This window comes from Amycolatopsis heterodermiae (assembly GCF_034929455.1).
Classification (GTDB): domain Bacteria; phylum Actinomycetota; class Actinomycetes; order Mycobacteriales; family Pseudonocardiaceae; genus Amycolatopsis; species Amycolatopsis heterodermiae.
This window is the reverse complement of record NZ_JAYFSI010000015.1, coordinates 43,763-61,501: the sequence shown is the minus strand read 5'-3', so window position 1 is coordinate 61,501 and position 17,739 is coordinate 43,763. Positions and strand designations below refer to the sequence as shown.

16 protein-coding genes are annotated in these 17,739 nt (G+C 69.0%); 6 read left to right on the top strand and 10 right to left on the bottom strand.

What is annotated here, in order from left to right:
• Positions 1-387 precede the first annotated feature (387 nt).
• Positions 388-2,715 (top strand): hypothetical protein, encoded by a 2,328-nt coding sequence (locus tag VA596_RS42760; RefSeq protein WP_323335473.1) that lies wholly within the window; start codon positions 388-390, stop codon positions 2,713-2,715.
• A gap of 681 nt (positions 2,716-3,396) precedes the next feature.
• Positions 3,397-3,858, top strand: a complete 462-nt coding sequence (locus tag VA596_RS42755) for a hypothetical protein (RefSeq protein WP_323335471.1) — start codon at positions 3,397-3,399, stop codon at positions 3,856-3,858.
• 153 nt (positions 3,859-4,011) lie between these two features.
• Here VA596_RS42755 and VA596_RS42750 read toward each other — a convergent pair whose 3' ends face one another.
• Complete coding sequence (locus VA596_RS42750; protein ID WP_323335749.1) at positions 4,012-4,284, bottom strand: hypothetical protein; 273 nt, start codon at positions 4,282-4,284, stop codon at positions 4,012-4,014.
• 29 nt (positions 4,285-4,313) lie between these two features.
• Positions 4,314-5,420, bottom strand: a complete 1,107-nt coding sequence (gene rlmN / locus VA596_RS42745) for a 23S rRNA (adenine(2503)-C(2))-methyltransferase RlmN (RefSeq protein WP_323335469.1) — start codon at positions 5,418-5,420, stop codon at positions 4,314-4,316.
• Positions 5,421-5,532: 112 nt separating this feature from the next.
• Here rlmN and VA596_RS42740 point away from each other — a divergent pair, with 112 nt between their 5' ends.
• Both VA596_RS42740 and VA596_RS42735 read left to right on the top strand, forming a co-directional pair.
• On the top strand, positions 5,533-6,732 hold the full coding sequence (locus VA596_RS42740) for a glycosyltransferase (RefSeq protein ID WP_323335468.1): 1,200 nt from the start codon (positions 5,533-5,535) through the stop codon (positions 6,730-6,732).
• Between the two features lie 108 nt (positions 6,733-6,840).
• On the top strand, positions 6,841-7,452 hold the full coding sequence (locus VA596_RS42735; protein ID WP_323335466.1) for a hypothetical protein: 612 nt from the start codon (positions 6,841-6,843) through the stop codon (positions 7,450-7,452).
• Here VA596_RS42735 and VA596_RS42730 read toward each other — a convergent pair.
• Positions 7,449-9,758: a transketolase-like TK C-terminal-containing protein gene (locus VA596_RS42730; RefSeq protein WP_323335464.1), complete on the bottom strand. Its 2,310-nt coding sequence runs from the start codon at positions 9,756-9,758 to the stop codon at positions 7,449-7,451. The genes VA596_RS42735 and VA596_RS42730 overlap by 4 nt on opposite strands.
• Positions 9,759-9,864: 106 nt before the next feature.
• Positions 9,865-10,350 carry an Lrp/AsnC family transcriptional regulator gene (locus VA596_RS42725; RefSeq protein ID WP_323335463.1) on the bottom strand — a complete coding sequence of 162 codons (486 nt, stop codon included), beginning with the start codon at positions 10,348-10,350 and terminating at the stop codon, positions 9,865-9,867.
• Between the two features lie 109 nt (positions 10,351-10,459).
• On the opposite strand from VA596_RS42725, the gene VA596_RS42720 reads away from it, so the two are divergent.
• Positions 10,460-11,095, top strand: a complete 636-nt coding sequence (locus VA596_RS42720; RefSeq protein WP_323335461.1) for a PadR family transcriptional regulator — start codon at positions 10,460-10,462, stop codon at positions 11,093-11,095.
• Here the strand turns inward: VA596_RS42720 and VA596_RS42715 are convergent.
• Positions 11,032-11,844 carry a class I SAM-dependent methyltransferase gene (locus tag VA596_RS42715; protein ID WP_323335459.1) on the bottom strand — a complete coding sequence of 271 codons (813 nt, stop codon included), beginning with the start codon at positions 11,842-11,844 and terminating at the stop codon, positions 11,032-11,034. The two genes, VA596_RS42720 and VA596_RS42715, sit on opposite strands and share 64 nt — an antisense overlap.
• 112 nt (positions 11,845-11,956) lie before the next feature.
• Between VA596_RS42715 and VA596_RS42710 the strand changes: the two genes are divergently transcribed.
• On the top strand, positions 11,957-12,802 hold the full coding sequence (locus tag VA596_RS42710; protein ID WP_323335458.1) for a VOC family protein: 846 nt from the start codon (positions 11,957-11,959) through the stop codon (positions 12,800-12,802).
• On the opposite strand, the gene VA596_RS42705 is transcribed toward VA596_RS42710, so the two are convergent.
• From VA596_RS42705 to tsf, 5 genes are all read right to left on the bottom strand, one after another.
• Complete coding sequence (locus tag VA596_RS42705) at positions 12,790-14,115, bottom strand: MFS transporter (protein ID WP_323335456.1); 1,326 nt, start codon at positions 14,113-14,115, stop codon at positions 12,790-12,792. The genes VA596_RS42710 and VA596_RS42705 overlap by 13 nt on opposite strands.
• 80 nt (positions 14,116-14,195) lie before the next feature.
• On the bottom strand, positions 14,196-15,074 hold the full coding sequence (locus VA596_RS42700; RefSeq protein WP_323335747.1) for a phosphatidate cytidylyltransferase: 879 nt from the start codon (positions 15,072-15,074) through the stop codon (positions 14,196-14,198).
• Between the two features lie 374 nt (positions 15,075-15,448).
• The gene (gene frr, locus VA596_RS42695; protein WP_247062391.1) at positions 15,449-16,006 is read right to left on the bottom strand and encodes a ribosome recycling factor; all 558 of its coding nucleotides are present in this window, start codon (positions 16,004-16,006) and stop codon (positions 15,449-15,451) included.
• Positions 16,007-16,055: 49 nt separating this feature from the next.
• Entirely contained in the window at positions 16,056-16,799 is a 744-nt protein-coding gene (gene pyrH / locus VA596_RS42690; protein ID WP_003065595.1) for a UMP kinase, read from the bottom strand.
• Between the two features lie 118 nt (positions 16,800-16,917).
• The gene (gene tsf, locus VA596_RS42685; protein WP_323335454.1) at positions 16,918-17,733 is read right to left on the bottom strand and encodes a translation elongation factor Ts; all 816 of its coding nucleotides are present in this window, start codon (positions 17,731-17,733) and stop codon (positions 16,918-16,920) included.
• Positions 17,734-17,739: the final 6 nt, after the last annotated feature.

The window sequence follows — 17,739 nt, the reverse complement described above, 5'->3', positions numbered from 1 at the left end:
ACGTAACGGACCATTCGGCGATGAGACGGCAAGACCGTGCGGTCCCGGACCTCGAGCAGACCGGCTTGTCTGGATCCGAACCTGCCGCGGCAACATCGAGACACGCTGCCTCGTAGCCGCACACCGCAGATGACGAAGGTCAAGCACCCACGTCCGCATACGCTCCACCAATCGGAGGTCACCACACCTGGCAGTCGAGATAACAGCCCTCTCAGACTTTTGCAGCCTCGCGCGCCCCTTGATGAAACATCGACATCGGCCGCAGCGACTACACAGCGTAGCGAAAGCAGGTGGTTCATGTCAGACCCCGTCCACGGCACAGCCGAGCTCCCACAAGTCACATTCGCGACACTCCATCGAGCTCTGCGACCCGCAAGGGTCGCGATCGTGTTCGATGGCGACGGCGATTGGTCTTACCGGGCCCGCCGAGCTCTTTACCTGGCGACCCAAGTCTGGGGAGGCGCCGGCTTCGCGTTAGTCCCGCATTATCAGGGTGTAGTACGCCCCGAGCTACTCAAGGCGGTGCGGGCCTACGACCCCGACTTCGTAGTCCATACTGCACTCACGCTTGAAGAACGCGCCTACCGGGACGACGACGTGAGCGTCGAGGACGCTAGGCGGCTGGCAACCTTGTTCTCGCCCGATCCGTACTCGCGTACCGATCGCGAGGCCCGCGATCTTGTCTCCGAGGCGTGTTCCGAGTACATCCACAGAAATCCATCTCAGCCAGGTGGCCACGCAGCAGTCCCATACTTCACGGTTCCGTCACGTGACTTCACCACCGCCAGCGACATTCGACGCGGCCACGAAGGCCCTGTGGTGTCATGCCCACCCGAGTGGGGCGGCCTCACGGGAGCAGCTGTAGCCGCCTACGCCGGCGTGGTGGAAGCACCGAACCCTGCTGCCATCGAGCCGACCATCGATGAGGATGAGCGCCAGCGAATCACGGCATGGCTTCTCGGCGAGGGGCTGGCTGGCCTGCCTATGAACCTCGTGTATTCAGGTGGCGTCGGCCTCAGTGTCCACCCCCACGAGACAAGCTTAGCCCACGTACTGACAAAGACCGGCCTTGTCACCGTGAGCTCCGGAATCCCGGAAACAAAGCCAGCACTCATTACCCTCGGCGACACCGCCGACGACTTCGCTGTCGCCCAGCTCTGGAAGCAGACCTATGGAAGGGGCATTTGGCTGCCCTCAATATGCGGAACAAAGCATGACGAAACGCCGTGGGGGCTCGCCATGGGCCTGAATTCTTTGGCTGACAACCTGCAACAGCAGGGAAATACTATGCTGTACACGTCCATGTCGATGTCAATTGACGAAGTCAAGGACGTTCATGATCGGCTCGCCACAAGTATTGATGTCGCACCCCAAGCCCCCGAAGAGTTCATGGGGACCGCGGAGCCGGGCACGCTCACGTGGTCACGGATGAGCACGACCGAACTCGCCGTTGACGACCAGTATGACGAAATACTGACAGTTCCTGTCACGATCGACGAGACCGGAACCCAGACGATGGCCAGCCAGCCACCCCCAGCCCACCTCACAGACCCACGCCTATCCCGTCTCGACACCATGACCTGGCAGATCGACTACGCCTGGCAGTCACACGGTCCAGTGCTCAGTCGCGGTCTTCCAGGCGAAGAAGTACTCGCACCCACAGGTAGCTCCTGGCAGCCGGCCATGGCACGCGCGAGCCGGCGCGGCGTCAGCCATAGATCTGCCCGCTACGACTTCGTAAGCGGCGGCATACAACGAATCAACCGGATCGCCCGTCCCGCCCTGCGCAACCCGAGTCTCGCAGCCTGGATAGAGGCCAAAGCACGCCAACACGACCACAGAACGAAGTCCAGCACCGCCGGCGTGCGAGCCAACCGACTCGCACACATGCTCGGCGGCCGTGGCCCGTTCCTCGACATGTTCACCGGACCTTTGCTCTCATCATTCGAAGGCATGCAGGTCGACACACCCGACAGCGCCAAGGCCTTCCCCGATAACGACGGAGTCCAGCTGCGACGGCAAGAAGGAGTCCTGGCATTCTCAGGCTTCCTACGTCGCAGCGGCCTAGAAGAGGCAACACTCCGACAGCATCTCGACCAAGCGCTGCGCGCCGGCGTCCTGATCCGAGGACTCGTGCTGCGGTGCCTGATCTGCGAAGCGCTCCAGTTCACCCGACTCGACAAGCTCGGCCAGACCTGGACCTGCGTCCGCTGCGACTCCCCCAACAGCCTCGACCAGGAGCACTGGAAGGCACCAGCTAGCGAGCCAGCCTGGTTCTACGACCTTCACCCCATCGCCCGCAACCTGCTCGTCGACAACGGCGCAGTCCCAGCCCTGCTTGCGGCACGGCTACGCGCCGACGCCCAGCCTGGCGACTACCGCGACGTCACAGAACTCGAGTTCCACACCAGCGGCTCCCGGATCGCCGAGATCGACCTCATCTCCTACCACGACGACACTCTCATCGTGGCCGAGTGTAAGCGCAACGGCCGACTCAGCGGAAATTCGAGGGAGATCCGTCGTGAAGTAGAGAAGAAGTGCCGGGTAGCGAAGCTCGTTCAAGCCGATCAACCGACTTTCGCCACGACCGATGTCAACTGGCCTGACGGAAATCAGAAAGCAATCCGCGATGCGGTTAATGGCTTCCGATGGCCGACCTGGGGGATTCCCAAGGTCACGTTTATCACGGCATTAGGCACCGATGCCAGGGCCTGAAAGTTCTGCGCCTGACCGTGCGCCATAACGACCCACACCTTCAACAAAGTCAGGCCGCCAGTGGCAAGAAAATCTCCGACACAAGTGTCAAATGCCACGTTTGCAGGTCCCGCTTGCAAATGAACGCCGACAGGATTGTCAGTCAAGGTCATCTCGTGAGATACTCTGACTAGCTCGTCAGTTGAGGCTAGGGGTTGGAGCGATCGGTTCGATTCCGACGTGGACCCTCCTCTGCATTGCCTTCATCGGTCTCGTTCTACTTCGGTTGGCAAGTTTGGCCCTAGGCAACATCAAACCAAACGAACCGCGAGAGACGAAACGAGGAGGCACTATGAAAAGTTCAATCCGCAAAACGATGTCTGCAGTACTTGAGACGGTGTGGGCGGTCGGTGGGAGCGTCCTGGCTGGCGTACCACTCCTAGCCTGAGCTGACGAGCTCGCAGCTTGGCTGCAGACTTCTCGCGTGGTCGGTGCGAACCTTGGACCAGTTTCGATCAGAACTTCCAGCCTTTGGCCGGCACGAACCCGACAAGGTTCACGCACCGCACGCCGACTACGTTGCACACGTCAGAATGCGCGGCTTGTGCAGATTGCCACTGAAGGTCGCGTCGGTGCGACGACGACCATGCGCGCGAGTGTCGATGACCCGCTGTAGCCGTGCGCAACCGTCATACTGCTGAAGTGAGATCGCCTGCGCTTGAGGTCGTCTGCCAGCTCGCCGACTGGTCGCACTGGGTGCCCTTCACCACAGCCCGCGAGTCGGCACCCCGGACACCCGGTGTCTACCTCGCGCGCGAAGGCGCCACCGGCGACTTGGTCTACGTCGGCATGGCCGGCGAACGCCATGGCCAAGGCATTCGCGGGCGTCTAACCGTCTATGCACGCGGCAAAGCCCTCGCCAGCGGCCTCGGCGAAGCCGTCCTCGACCGCGCACTTACCGACTCGCAGTGGCTGCACGACCGCATCCGTGAAGTCGACGGCGGCTATGCCCGCCGCGCAACGCAATGGGGCGTACTCGCCTTCGAACGAGCCGATCTACACGTCTCGTGGACCGTCACCACCGACGGCCCGGCAGCACGAACACTCGAGAAGGAGATACTCTCCGCACTCACCGAACACACGCTCTGGAATCGACTCAGGTAATCGACGAGGCGCCGTGTTCTCCGCCCGGCTCGCCCGCAGAGCCGTGTTCCTACTCGTGAGGGGCAGGCCGAGCGGCCCGTGCTGTTCACCCGGGCCGAGCCATCTAACTCGGCAAACGTCGCGGAGGACTACACGCGGTAAGCGCCACCAGGATCAGCGGCTAAGCCAGGGAGCAAGCAGCTTCTCCAGGTCAGCGTCCGATAGAGCCCGCGGCCCACCGTGGAACTCGTGCCACCTCGACGCATCCCATGCAGCCGTGTACTCCACCTCGAACGCCCGCATCAGCACATACATGAACGTGACCGAGCTAAACCGCTCCCCCAGCAACGTCCGCGCCTCGCGCGCCACTTCCGTGGCGCCGCGGCCAACCACGTCCGCGAGTCGAAGCTCGTCCGCAGCCGGATCCAGCAGGCTGGGGGCATACATCACAACAACCACTCCACCATCGAAACGACTCAGCCTTCAGCAGCGAGCTGGCCACAGGCCGCGGCGATCTCCTGGCCGCGCGTGTCCCGGACCGTGCACGCGACACCGCCGGCGTTCACCAACCGCACGAACTCCCGCTCGACCGGCTTCGGCGACGCGTCCCACTTGCTGCCCGGAGTCGGGTTCAGCGGGATCACGTTCACGTGCACCAGCTGACCCAGGTGCTTGCGCAGCCGCTTCGCCAACAGCTCAGCCCGCCACGGCTGGTCGTTGATGTCCCGGATGAGCGCGTACTCAATGGACACCCGCCGACCCGACGTGTCCGCGTAGTACCGAGCCGCCGACAAAACCTCGTCCACCGACCAACGCTCGTTCACCGGCACCAGCGTGTCCCGCAGCTCGTCATCCGGCGTGTGCAGCGAAACGGCGAGACGCACCTGCATCTTCTCGTCCGCCAGCTTCCGGATCGCCGGCGCCAGACCCACGGTCGACACCGTCACCGACCGCTGCCCGATCCCCAGCCCACCCGGCGCCGGATCCGTGATCCGCCGGACCGCGGCCACCACGCGCTTGTAGTTGGCCAGGGGCTCACCCATGCCCATGAAGACGATGTTCGACAGCCGTCCGGGCCCGCCCGGCATCTTGCCGTCGCGCATGACCGCCGCCGCCGAGCGGACCTGGTCCACGATCTCCGCCGTCGACAGGTTGCGGTCGAGGCCGCCCTGGCCGGTTGCGCAGAAGGGGCACGCCATGCCGCAGCCGGCCTGGCTCGAGATGCACAGCGTCGCGCGGTCCGGGTAGCGCATCAGGACGCTCTCCAGCAGCGTGCCGTCGTGCGCGCGCCACAGCGTCTTGCGGGTCGCACCGTCGTCGGCCGCCAGCGCGCGGACCTCGGTCAGCAGCGTCGGCATCAGGTCGGCGACCAGCTTTTCGCGGGACGCCGCCGGGATGTCCGTCATCTCCGCCGGGTCGACGGTCAGCCGGGAGAAGTAGTGGTTCGACAGCTGCTTCGCGCGGAACGGCTTCTCCCCCAGCTCGGCCACCGCGGCCGCGCGGTCGGCCACCGAAAGGTCGGCGAGGTGGCGCGGCGGCAGGCCACGCTTGGGGGCGTCGAAGACGAGCGGAAGGGCAGTCATAACCCCTCCAGTGTCCCACGCGGCATCCGGCACCACCGAAGCCACCCGCACGGCTGTTCCCCAGGTCACGACCCGGCGCGAACCCGGTTGCGGGTTCTGGGAGGCTCGCCGGGTGAAGATCCTGTTCGCGACCGCCCCCGGCTACGGGCTGACGCTGCCGGTCGTCCCCCTGATCTGGGCCGCGCGGGCCGCCGGGCACGAGGTCCTGCTCGCGACGTCGTCGGAGATGGTCGACGCCGGCGCGCGGGCCGGGCTGCCCGCCTACGACGTCTTCCCGCAGCGGGACGTCTGGAACGACCTGATGGGCAGCGTCTCGGGCAACGGCACACCCGAGGACGAACTTCCCGAGGAGTACCGGCTGGCCCGGCGGGCGGGTAACCCCTTCGGGCTGTTCACCGTGACCATGACCGAGGGCACGATCAAGGCCGGGCGGCTGTTCGGCGCCGACCTCGTCGTCCACACCTCCGACCACGCCGCCGGGATGCTCGCGGCCGTGGCGCTCGGCGTGCCCGCGCTCGAGGTCGGCAACCGGGTTTCGTGGTCCGTACGCGACGCGGACTGGCGGGCCGAGCACCACGTCTTCGGCGAGGACGAGGTCAGCGACCTGATGCGGGCCAAGCTCGGGATCGGCGACGCGCGCCCGGCGGTGCTCGCCAGGGTCGACCCGCGCGCGCCCAGCATGGGCGGGCTGGCCGCCGGCCAGGAGCACCCCGACGAGCGCGACGGCGTCCCGTGGTGGGCGATGCGGTTCGTGCCCTTCAACGGCGGTGCCGTCGTCCCGGACTGGGCGTTGCGCCCCGCGGACCGGCCGCGGATCGCGGTCACGCTGGGCACGGTGGTGCCGGTGATGTCCGGGGTCAGCAGCCTGGCCGTCGTCCTGGAGGCGCTCGGCGCCTTGGACGTCGAGGTCGTGCTCGCCGCCGGGACCGCGGACCTGACGGAGCTGGGCGAACTACCGCCGAACGTGCGCTCGGTCGGCTACCTCGCGCTGTCGGCGTTCCTGCCGTCCTGCTCGGCGATCGTGCACCACGGCGGGTCAGGCACCACGGCCGCGCCGCTGTCCTACGGCGTCCCGCAGCTCGTGCTGCCGTCCTTCGCCGACAACCCGCTCTCGGCGCGGCGCGTCGCCGACCGGGGTGTCGGCCTCAGCCACGACCCGGCCACCGTGGACGCCGCCACCGTGCGGGCTTTGGTCGGGCGGTTGCTCACCGAAGACGGGTTCCGCACGGCGGCCCAGGAGGTCGCCGCGGAGATGGCGGCCCAGCCCAGCCCCGCCGACGTCCTGGCCCGCGCGGTCGCCGCACTGCGCTGACCCGGGTGGGTGAACACCCCTGGACGGGCCGCCCTAATCTGACCGGGATTCACAGCGAAACCGCGCGGGACGTTCGTGAGTCCAAGGGCGGACGAAAGAGGTGAGCCCGTGCGGAGCCGTTCCTTCCGGCACAGTGTCCTGGCCGTTGCCGTGGTGCTGGGCGCCGCCGCCTGCACGACGTCGACGGCCGGTCAGCCCCAGCCGGTGCCGACCGTGACCGCGGCCGCCCCGGCTGGCGACCGGGTCGACGTCGGGACCATGCACGTCACGGTGCCGAAGGGCGCGAAGTACACCGCGCACAGCCAGGACGGCCTGCTCGACGGCTGTCTCACCGAAGGCACTGTGGTCTGCGAAGCACGGATGCTGGACCTGCGCGAAGCCACTTCGGACCCCAACGCGCCCATCAACCTGCCGAGCTCGAAGCGCCCCTTCGGCTGGTACACCGGCACCGACGTGCCGACGTGCATCACCGCCGCGTCGCCGCCCGGTGAAGCCTCGGTCGCGACGGGCAGCAACCTCGTCGACTCCGGGTTCCGGCCGGTCGGGCCCAAGAACGCCGAGTACGGCGCCTGGCAGGTCAGCTGCGAGGACGCGACGCAGAACAACAAGGTCCGGATGTGGTGGCTGCCGACGAGCAAGATCCTCGTCGTCCAGTACGGGTCCTTCGAGGGCTGGGACGCCAAGATGGACACCCTGCTCGCCGGCGCCACGTTCTCCTAGGCGACCACGTCCAGCGCCGCGCGGATGATCGAATCCGTGTCGATGCCGTGGTACCGGTAGACCTCCTCCAGCGCCCCGGACTGTCCGAAGCCGGTGACCCCCAGGGTCGCCGACGGGACGCGGTTGACCCCGGCGAGGAACGCCAGCGTGTGCGGGTGCCCGTCGAGGACCGTGACCAGCGGGCACGCCCGGGAAGCCGGGAAGACCTGGTCGAGGATCCAGCTGTCACCACTCCCCTGCCCGGCCCGCGCGCGCGTCGCCTCGAACAGCAGCCCCGGGCTCGTCACGCAGACGACGTCCGCCTCGACGCCGACCTGCGCGAGCCGCTCGGCGGCCGCCAGCGTGTCCGGCACCAGGGCGCCCATCGCCGCGAGCGTGACCACCGGCGCCTCGGCCCGGCGCAGCAGGTACGCGCCCGCCACGACCTGGCGGCGACGCCGTTCGCGCGCGGCGGGATCGGCCGGGACGTCGGCCAGGGTCTGGTCGACCGGGCGCGTCGAGAGCCGGAAGTACGACGACGTGCCGCCCGGCTTGCCCAGCCGGCCCAGCGCGGCCAGCAGCGTCCACTCGGTGTCGATCGCGAACGCCGGTTCGTAGCTGACGCAACCGGGCTGCTCGATGCCGATCGACGGCGTGGTGATCGACTGGTGCGCGCCGCCTTCCGGGGCCAGCGTGACACCTGACGGCGTGCCGATGAGGATCGACTGGCCGCCCGCGTAGATCCCGAACGACCACGGCTCGAGCGCGCGCTCGACGAACGGGTCGTACATCACGCCGATCGGCAGCAGCGGCTCGCCCCAGCGGCTCCAGGTGGCACCCAGCTCACCCAGGAGCCCGACCAGGTTCGTCTCCGCGATGCCCAGCTCGACGTGCTGGCCGGTGGGCTTCTCGCGCCAGTGCATGATCGTCTCGGGGTCGTCCTCGAACCAGTCGCGGCGCTCGATCGCCGACCAGACGCCGACCTTGTTGACCCAGCCGCCGAGGTTGGTCGTCGAGCTGACGTCGGGGCTTACCGTCACGACGCGCTTCGCTGCTTCGGGCGCTTCGCGCGTCAGGTCGAGCAGGACGCGTCCTAGGGCGGCCTGCGTCGTCGCGGTCCCGGACGGCGTCCGGCCGATGTCGACCGGCAGCTCCACCGAAGGCACCGAAGGAACGTCTGGACGGCGAAGGCGCGAAGCAACTTCGGCGCACAGGGCGGCTTCGGGTGACCCCTCCGCGAAGCCCTGCCACGGCGTTGAAAGATCGGTGCCGAGCGACCCGGCCAGCTCCTCCATCTGGGAGACGGTCAGCAGCGACGAGTGGTTCTGCGGGTGCCCCTGGGTCGGCAGGCCGCGGCCCTTGACGGTGTAGGCGAAGATCACCGTCGGCCGGCTGTCCGAAATGGACGCGAAGACCTCGTCGAGGGAGCCGAGGTCGTGGCCGCCGAGGTTCCGGATCGCGGCCAGCAGCGTCTCGTCGTCGAGTGACGTCACCAGGGCGGCGAGCGCGTCGTTGCCCGCGGGCAGCCGGTCGCGCAGCTGGGCGGCGTCGCAGCGAAGCAGCCGCTGGTACTCGGGGTTCGGCATCGCGTCGATGCGCTCGCGCAGCTCCGCGCCGCCGGGCCGGGTGAACAGCTCCTCCAGCAGCCGCCCGTACTTCAGGGTCAGCACCTGCCAGCCGGCCGCGTCGAACATGCCCTGCAGCCGCCCGGCCGCGATGTTCGGCACCACGCGGTCCAGCGACTGGCGGTTGAGGTCGACGATCCAGACGATCTCGCCCAGCTCGGCCACGGCCGGGTCGAGGATGGCCTCCCAGATCGCGCCCTCGTCCAGCTCGGCGTCGCCGACCAGGGAGTACTGCCGTCCGGTGCCCGCGTCGCGCCCTCGGGTCGTCAGGTAGCGGCGGGCCAGCGCACCCCAGATCGGCGCGGTCGCGCCGATGCCGACCGAGCCGGTCGAGTAGTCCACCGGGTCCGGGTCCTTCGCGCGGCTCGGGTAGCTCTGCAGGCCGCCGAACTCGCGCAACGTCGGCAGGTAAGTCTCGTCCAGCTCGCCGAGCAGGTAGTTGATCGCGTGGAGCACCGGCGAGGCGTGCGGCTTCACCGAGACGCGGTCCTCGGGACGCAGGTGGCGGAACCACAGCGACGTCATGATCGAGACCAGCGACGCGCACGACGCCTGGTGCCCGCCGACCTTGAGCCCGGACGGGTTGGGCCGCACCCGGTTGGCCTGGTGCACGATCGCGGTGGCGAGCCACAGCACCCGCCGTTCGATCGCGGCGAGCTCGTCGGAGCCGGTCGCCGGAGCGGTCGGGGAGGTCTGGGTCATCGTCGACACCTTTCGTGCAGGAAACGCCACCAGGACAGCACTGGCAGGCGCATCGCACAACCGATGCCACCCGAGCTGCGCAGAATGCACGCCGGATGGGGACGGCTCAGGTCTCCGGCTGGGCAGAATGCACGCGCTCCAGAAGCGGCTTCAGCCGGTACGGGACGAGCTCCCGCATGACGAGCGAGATGTTCGTCCGCTCCACCCCCGGCGAGGCGAGGATGCGCCCGGCGATCCGGTAGAGGTCGTCCGCGTCGACGGCGACGACCTGCACCATCAGGTCGCTCGCCCCGGTCAGCCCGCAGACCTCGGTCACTTCGGGGATCGCGGCCAGCGCGTCGGCGATTTCGGCGAGGCGCCGCTGGTCGACCTGCGCGTTGACGAACGCGCGCAGCGGGTAGCCCAGCCGCGCCGGGTTGATGCGGCGCTCGAACGACTCGAGCACCCCGCGCTGTTCCAGGCGCACGAGCCGGGCCTGCACCGTGTTGCGGGACAGGCCCAGGCGCTCGGCCAGGGCGACCGCCGTCGAGCGCGGGTCCGCGCCCAGGGCGAGCAGGAGCCGCGCGTCGATGTCGTCGAGGGTGTCGGGCACGACGCCGATCTTCGCAGGCCGTGAGCGGTGTCACCACGAGCGGGTTGCGATCCGACTGTTTCCGATATATCGTGAACGTGTCGCAACAGTTCGAGAAAGGAACACAGACATGCGTAGGCAACGACACCCCTTCAGCCAAGAACACCCCTTCGCCCAGGGACGTGGGCGCACCCCCTTCGGTGGTTTCGGCGACTTCCCCCCGGGCTTCGGCCCTGGTGGCGGACGCGGCCGGGGCCACGGTCCGGGCCGGCGAGGCCACGGTGGCCGTCGCAGCCGGCGCGGTGACGTCCGCGCCGCGATCCTGGCGCTGCTCGCCGAGCAGCCCCGGCACGGCTACGAGATCATCCGCGAGATCGGCGAGCGCTCCGGCGGCTTCTGGCGGCCGAGCCCCGGCTCGGTCTACCCGACGCTGCAGCTGCTGGCCGACGAAGGCCTGGTCATCAGCAAGGACGAGCACGGCAAGAAGCTCTTCGAGCTGACCGACGCCGGCCGCACCGCCGCGGAGCAGCAGGACAGCACCCCGCCGTGGGAGCAGATCGCGCAGGACGTCGACGCGTCCGAGGTCGGGCTCGCCAAGGCGGGCAAGAACCTCGCCGCCGCCGTCGTGCAGATCATGCGCGCGGGCACCGAGAGCCAGCAGGCCCGCGCGGCCGAGGTGCTCAACGACGCCCGGCGCTCGCTCTACGGCATCCTCGGTGAGGACGAGGACGAGTCTTCGGCTCCGTCCGAAGAAGCAGCCGAGTGACCTGGCAGGACGAGGCCGGTGGGCTTGACCCGCGTGTGCACGCGGTAGCCCACCGGCAGCGTCAGGTCGGTTTCCCGATTCCCGTTACGCTGCAAGGACTTCGCGATCGCCTGTTCGGCGACCGGTTTGCTGAATTCGATCTTCAGCACGGCTTCGAGGTCCGCGGCGGTCGCGAAACGCCACTCGGTGGCGACGCGGCGGCAGCCGAACCCGGCCCGGGCGAAGAACCTTTCGACCGCGGCCGGGTCGTACTGGGGTAGGTCGGCGCGCATCCAGCCGCCGTACGGCTCGCTGGTGACGTCGAGATCGACGATCAGCACCACTCCGCCCGGCCGCAGCACCCGCTCGGCCTCCGCCAGCCCGGGCTCGCACCCGGGCCCGAAGAAGTACGCGGTGCGCGCGTGCACGACGTTGACGCTCGCGCTGCGGACCGGCAGCCGCTGGGCCCGGCCGTGCCGCACATCCACGTTCGCCAGGCCCCGTACCCGCTTCAGCGCGTCCCGTACCAGCGGCTCGTGCGGCTCGATCCCGAGCACCGAACGCGCTTCGCGCGCGAAGTGCGGCAAGTGGAACCCGTCGCCGCAGCCGACGTCCAGCACGTCCAGCCCGGCCCAGTCGCACTCCTCACGCAGCACGCGCCAGATCTCGCCGCCGCTGTCCTGCGCCCGGTTCTCCAGCTCGTAGTCGGCCTGGTAGTACCAGATGTTCGGGCTCGGCACGACCTCCGCGCGCCGGGACGACCACCGCACCGCTGCTCCTTCCGGGGCCTACTTCGCCGACAGTGATTTTCCGGCGTCGAAATCTTGGCGGAAACCTTACGGATCACGCCTAGAATTCGGTGGGTCTCGGGAGGAGCACTTCATGGCATTCGGCCCGCCCAGTACCCCGTCCCCGGTCCCGGCCGGAATTCCGTGCTGGATCGAGCTGGCCTGCCGCGAGCAGGCCATCGCCGAGAGATTCTACGGCGCCCTCTTCGGCTGGACCTTCGCCACGCAACGAGATCCCGCGACGTCCGACGGACGTTACGCGATCGCGACGCTCAACGAGCTCCCGGTCGGCGGCCTGTACCGCGCCGCCGAGGGCGCGCCGCTGGGCTGGATGCCGCACATCTCCGTGCCGCACACCGCGAGCGCGGCCGAATGGGTGGAACACCTCGGCGGACGGCTGACGCTCGGCCCGATGCCGATCCCGCAGCGGGGAACGATCCTGCACGCCTACGACGCGTGCGGCGCGCCGGTGGTGTTCTGGGAGGTCCCGCCGGACTGGGAGTTCGTCACCGGGATCCCGAACACCTTCAGCGGCGCCGACCTCAACACCCACGACGGCGTCGCGGCGGATCACTTCTACACCAAGCTCTTCACCTACTCGAGCCACCAGATCGGCGACGGCGAATCGCTCGACTACGCCGAATGGCTCATCGAGCACCAGCCGGTGCTGTACCGCTACGTGATGGGCTCGGAGTACAGCCTCGACACCCCGCCGCACTGGCTCGTGTACTTCGACATCGACCCGGCGCGCGGTGTGGACGCCGTCGCGGGCGAGGCGCTCATGAACGGCGGCACCGTCGTGATCCAGCCGTACGACACCCCGTTCGGCCGGATGTCGATCCTCGCCGACCCGGAGGGCGCGGTGTTCGCCGTGATCGACCACTCGCGCATCGCCGAAGGCTGGGGCCGCGCCGAGGTCGACGACCCCTACGACGACTGACGCCCGAGCAACGCCAGCACCACGACCAGCGCGTACCCGCCCGCCACCAGCCACATCCCGGTGGCGGGCAGCAGCGCGCCGACGAGCGCGACCCCGATCGCCCCGCCGGTCTGGCGCGACGCGTTGAGCACGCCGGCGGCCAGCCCGGCCTGGTCCGGCAACGAGTTCATGGCCAGCGACGTCATCGCGGGCATCGCGAGCGAACAGCAGCCGAACACCACCGAGACCACGACGAACGGCACCAGCGCGCGACCCGCGGGCAGCAGCGCCAAGCCCGCCGAGCCGGCCAGCCCGGCCAGCGCGCCGGCGATCATCGGGACGCGCGCGCCGAAGCGCCCGGTCAGGCGTCCGCTGAAGAACGCGTTGAGCCCCACCGCCATCGTGACCGGCACGAGCGCGAGACCGGCGGCGAGCGCACCCAGCCCCCACTGACGTTGCAGGTACAGCGCCAAGGCGAACAGGGTGCCGTAGAGGCAGAAGTTGAACAGGCCGCCGATGCCGGTCGCCACCGCGAAGTTCCGGATCTTCAGGACGCCCAGCGGCAGCACGGGATCCGGCACCCGCCGTTCGACCACGACGAACACCGCTCCGGCCAGCACTCCCCCGGCGATCAGCACGAGCGTCGTCCACGCGGACCAGCCCGCGTGACCGGACTCGATGAACCCCGCGACGAGGCAGGCCAGCGCGGCCGTGCCCGCCAGCTGCCCGGCCAGGTCCAGCCGGGCGGACTCGTGGCGCGGCGGTTCGGCGACCGCCCGGCGCGTCAGGACGATCGCGACGATCCCGACCGGCACGTTCACGGCGAACACCAGCCGCCAGTCGGCCAGGCCGACCGCGAGCCCGCCGAGCACCGGACCGGCGGCGAGGCCGACCCCGCTCATCCCGCCCCACACGCCGAGCGCGCGGGCCCGCTGCTTCGGGTCCGGGAACTGGTGGACGATCAGCGCCAGCGACGACGGCAGCAGCGCGGCGGCGCCGGCCCCCTGCACGGCGCGCGCGGTGATCAGCCAGGGGGCCGAACCCGCGAGCGCGCAGCCGATGCTGGCGACCACGAAGACGGCGACGCCTGCCTCGAAGACCCGGCGGGACCCCCACCGGTCACCGGCCGCGCCCCAGGTGAGCAGGAACGCGGCGAGCGTCACGGTGTAGGCGTCGACGACCCACTGCAGCGCGGCGGTGGACGGCTCGCCGAAGTCGGCGCCGATCGGCGGGAGCGCGAGGTTCACGATCGTCGCGTCGAGGGTGATCATCAGGAAGCCCAGGCAGACGGCGGCGAGCGCGAGCCTGGCCGGGGCGCGGGTTTCGGTGGACATGCCCCGAGTCAAACCCCTGGACGCTTCGGTGGTCCACGAACCATCGCCTACCTCTGGTAGGCGGAACCTCCCACCGCAGGTCAGCCCAGCGGCACGAACGCCGAAAGCAGCAGCCAGGACACCACGGCCGAGGGCAGCAGCGAGTCGAGGCGGTCCATGATCCCGCCGTGCCCGGGCAGCAGCGTGCCCATGTCCTTGACGCCGAGGTCGCGCTTGATCAGCGATTCGACGAGGTCGCCCAGCGTCGCGGTCAGCACGATCGCGACGCCGAAGATCACGCCCTGCCAGACGTGGCCGTCGAGCAGCAGGCTGAGCGTCAGCGTTCCGGCCACGACCCCGCCGACCAGGGAACCGCCGAAGCCTTCCCAGGTCTTCTTCGGGCTGATGGTGGGCGCCATCGGGTGCTTCCCGCCGAGGACGCCGGCGATGTACCCACCGGTGTCCGAGGCGACCACGCCGATCAGGAAGGTCAGGACCCGCCCGACACCGTCCGAAGGCGGGACGAGCATCGCCGCGAAAGCGCCGAACAACGGCAGGTAGGCAGCGGCGAACACCGACGCGCTGATGTCACGCAGGTAGCCCTTCGCCCCGCCGGGCAGCCGCCAGAGCAGGCAGGCGAGCACGGTGAGGACGAACGCCGTCAGCGCGCCTTCCCGGCCGAACGGCCAGGCCAGCCAGATCATCGCCTGCCCGCCGACCAGCACCGGAATCATCGCGACCCGGGTGTCGGCAACCCGGCGCAGCACCCCGGCGAACTCGAAGGTACCGACCGCGATCGCGATCGCGATGATCCCGATGAAGAGAAAGCGCACAGTGAGCAGGGAGACGATGATCGCGGCCCCGAGCAGCAACCCGACACCGATCGCCGCGGGCAGGTTCCGCCCGGCTTTGGACCCCTTCTTGACCTCCGGCGCGCTCTCGGCCGGCTCGGCCGCCTGGGCCGCCGCCGAACCGCCGATGCCGTTGGGCAACGCAGCCGGTTGAGCCGCTTCCGGCGAAGCCGCACCAGCCGGCTCGGCCGCAGCGCTCCCGGCACCCGCCAACCGGTCTGCTTCGCCGATTTCCGAGGTACCCGCCGCCGCGGTGCCCGCAGCCGACAACCGGTCCGCTTCGCCCGTGCCCGAAGGCCCCGGCACAACCGGCGTCGCCGCTCCGTTGGCGGAACCCGGGGTCACCGGCGTCGCCGAACCCGGTCCCGGCCTCTCCGCCACCGCGCCGTTCCCCGGGCGCTCCGGTGTGGCCGGAGTGCCGCCGTCCGGCGTCCCGGGGGCGGCCACCGGTTCTTCGCCGGTGGCGTCCACCCGGTCTTCGCGTTCCTCGCTCACCTGTGCCATCAGACCTCGAGCAGCTCGGCTTCCTTGTGCTTGACCAGCTCGTCGACCTTGTGCGAGTACGTGTCGGTGAGGTTCTGCAGTTCCTTCTCCGCGCGCACGACCTCGTCCTCGCCCGCTTCGCCGTCCTTGCCGATGCGGTCGAGCTCTTCCTTGGCCTTGCGGCGGATGCTGCGGATGGTCACCCGAGCGTCCTCACCCTTGCCCTTGGCGACCTTCACCATCTCCTTGCGCCGCTCCTCGGTGAGCTGCGGGATGACGATCCGGATGACCTGGCCGTCGTTGCTCGGGTTGACCCCGAGGTCCGACTCGCGGATGGCCTTCTCGATGGCGTTGAGCTGGGTCTGGTCGTAGGGCTTGATCAGCGCCATCCGGGCTTCCGGCACGTTCACGCTGGCCAGCTGGTTCAGCGGGGTCGGCGCGCCGTAGTACTCGACCACGATGCGCGAGAACATCGACGAAGTGGCCCGGCCAGTGCGCACCGAGGTCAGGTCGTCCTTGGCGACGGACACCGCTTTTTCCATCTTCTCCTCGGCGTCGAGGAGGGTCTCGTCGATCACGGCTACTCCCGGTGTTGTGATGGTGTGGCGCTTGCTGATCCCAGCAGGTCTAGGCCGGTACCCCGTCGGCGGGGGTACTGACCAACGTGCCGATTCTTTCACCACTCACCGCGCGGGCGATGTTCCCCTCGGTGAGCAGGTTGAACACGATGATCGGCATGTTGTTGTCCATGCAGAGGCTGAACGCCGTCGCGTCCGCGACCTTGAGGTCCCGCTCCAGGACCTCGCGGTGGGTGATCTCGCGGAACATCTCGGCGGTCGGGTCGGCCTTGGGGTCCGCGGTGTAGACGCCGTCGACGGCCTTGGCCATCAGCACGGCCTCGCAGCCCAGCTCGAGGGCCCGCTGCGCGGCCGCGGTGTCGGTGGAGAAGTACGGCATGCCGACCCCGGCGCCGAAGATCACGACGCGGCCCTTCTCCAGGTGCCGCTCGGCGCGGCGCGGGATGTACGGCTCGGCGACCTGGCCCATCGTGATCGCGGTCTGCACCCGGGTGGGCAGGCCCTCCTTCTCCAGGAAGTCCTGCAGCGCCAGGCAGTTCATCACGGTGCCCAGCATCGCCATGTAGTCGGCGCGGTCGCGGTCCATGCCCCGCTGCGACAGCTCGGCGCCGCGGAAGTAGTTGCCGCCGCCGATCACGACGGCGACCTGGACGCCGGTGCGGGCGACGTCGGCGATCTGCTGCGCGACCGAGTGGACGACATCCGGATCGACGCCGATCGAACCACCGCCGAACATCTCGCCGCCCAGTTTCAGCAGCACCCGCCGGTAGCCACCTTCGACCCGGTCACCCATCTATGTCGCCTCCTAGGCCCTTCGACCCTCGAAAATTCTTCTTCTGGACCCGGCAGTGCCCCGTCCCCGATGGACGGAGACGGGGCACTGGGGGTGAAACCTATACCCGGACCTGGCCTCAGGCCTGGCCGACCTCGAAGCGGGCGAACTTGGTGATCGTCACGCCGGCCGCGTCGAGCAGGGCCTTGACGGTCTTCTTGTTGTCCTTGACCGAAGGCTGCTCGAGCAGGACGTTGTCCTTGTAGTAAGCGTTGACCTTGCCCTCGATGATCTTCGTGAGGGCCTGCTCCGGCTTGCCCTCTTCACGAGCGGTCTTCTCCGCGATGGAGCGCTCGTTCTCGACGATCTCGGCGGGCACCTCGTCGCGGGTCAGGTACTTCGCGCGCAGCGCGGCGACCTGCATGGCGGCGGCGCGGGCGGCCTCGGTGTCGTCACCGGTGAACTCGATGAGCACACCGACGGCCGGCGGCAGGTCCGAACCGCGGCGGTGCAGGTAGTTCGTGGTCTGGCCCTCGAAGGACACGACGCGGCGCAGCTCGAGCTTCTCGCCGATGCGGGCGGACAGCTCCTGCACGACCTCGTTGACCGTCTTACCGTCCAGCTCGGCGCCCTTGAGGGCGTCCACGTCGCTGGTCTTGAGGGCCTTCGCGACGTCGACGATCTTCGCGGCGAGCGCCTGGAACTCGGCGTTCTTCGCGACGAAGTCGGTCTCGGAGTCGAGCTCGATCAGGACGCCGCCGTCGCCGGCGACGAGGCCCTCGGCCGTGGCGCGCTCGGCGCGCTTGCCGACGTCCTTGGCGCCCTTGATCCGGAGGAACTCGACGGCCTTGTCGAAGTCGCCGTCGTTCTCCTCCATCGCCTTCTTGCAGTCCATGAAGCCGGCGCCGGTCATCTCGCGCAGGCGCTTCACGTCAGCGGCGGTGTAGTTCGCCATTCTGCT

What these genes read in the sequence shown, in the direction of transcription:
- VA596_RS42750 (WP_323335749.1), bottom strand. Translation starts at nt 4,284, where the DNA reads ATGTATGCCCCCAGCCTGCTGGATCCGGCTGCGGACGAGCTTCGACTC.
- rlmN (WP_323335469.1), bottom strand. Translation starts at nt 5,420, where the DNA reads ATGACTGCCCTTCCGCTCGTCTTCGACGCCCCCAAGCGTGGCCTGCCG.
- VA596_RS42730 (WP_323335464.1), bottom strand. Translation starts at nt 9,758, where the DNA reads ATGACCCAGACCTCCCCGACCGCTCCGGCGACCGGCTCCGACGAGCTC.
- VA596_RS42720 (WP_323335461.1), top strand. Translation starts at nt 10,460, where the DNA reads ATGCGTAGGCAACGACACCCCTTCAGCCAAGAACACCCCTTCGCCCAG.
- VA596_RS42710 (WP_323335458.1), top strand. Translation starts at nt 11,957, where the DNA reads ATGGCATTCGGCCCGCCCAGTACCCCGTCCCCGGTCCCGGCCGGAATT.
- VA596_RS42705 (WP_323335456.1), bottom strand. Translation starts at nt 14,115, where the DNA reads ATGTCCACCGAAACCCGCGCCCCGGCCAGGCTCGCGCTCGCCGCCGTC.
- pyrH (WP_003065595.1), bottom strand. Translation starts at nt 16,799, where the DNA reads ATGGGTGACCGGGTCGAAGGTGGCTACCGGCGGGTGCTGCTGAAACTG.
- tsf (WP_323335454.1), bottom strand. Translation starts at nt 17,733, where the DNA reads ATGGCGAACTACACCGCCGCTGACGTGAAGCGCCTGCGCGAGATGACC.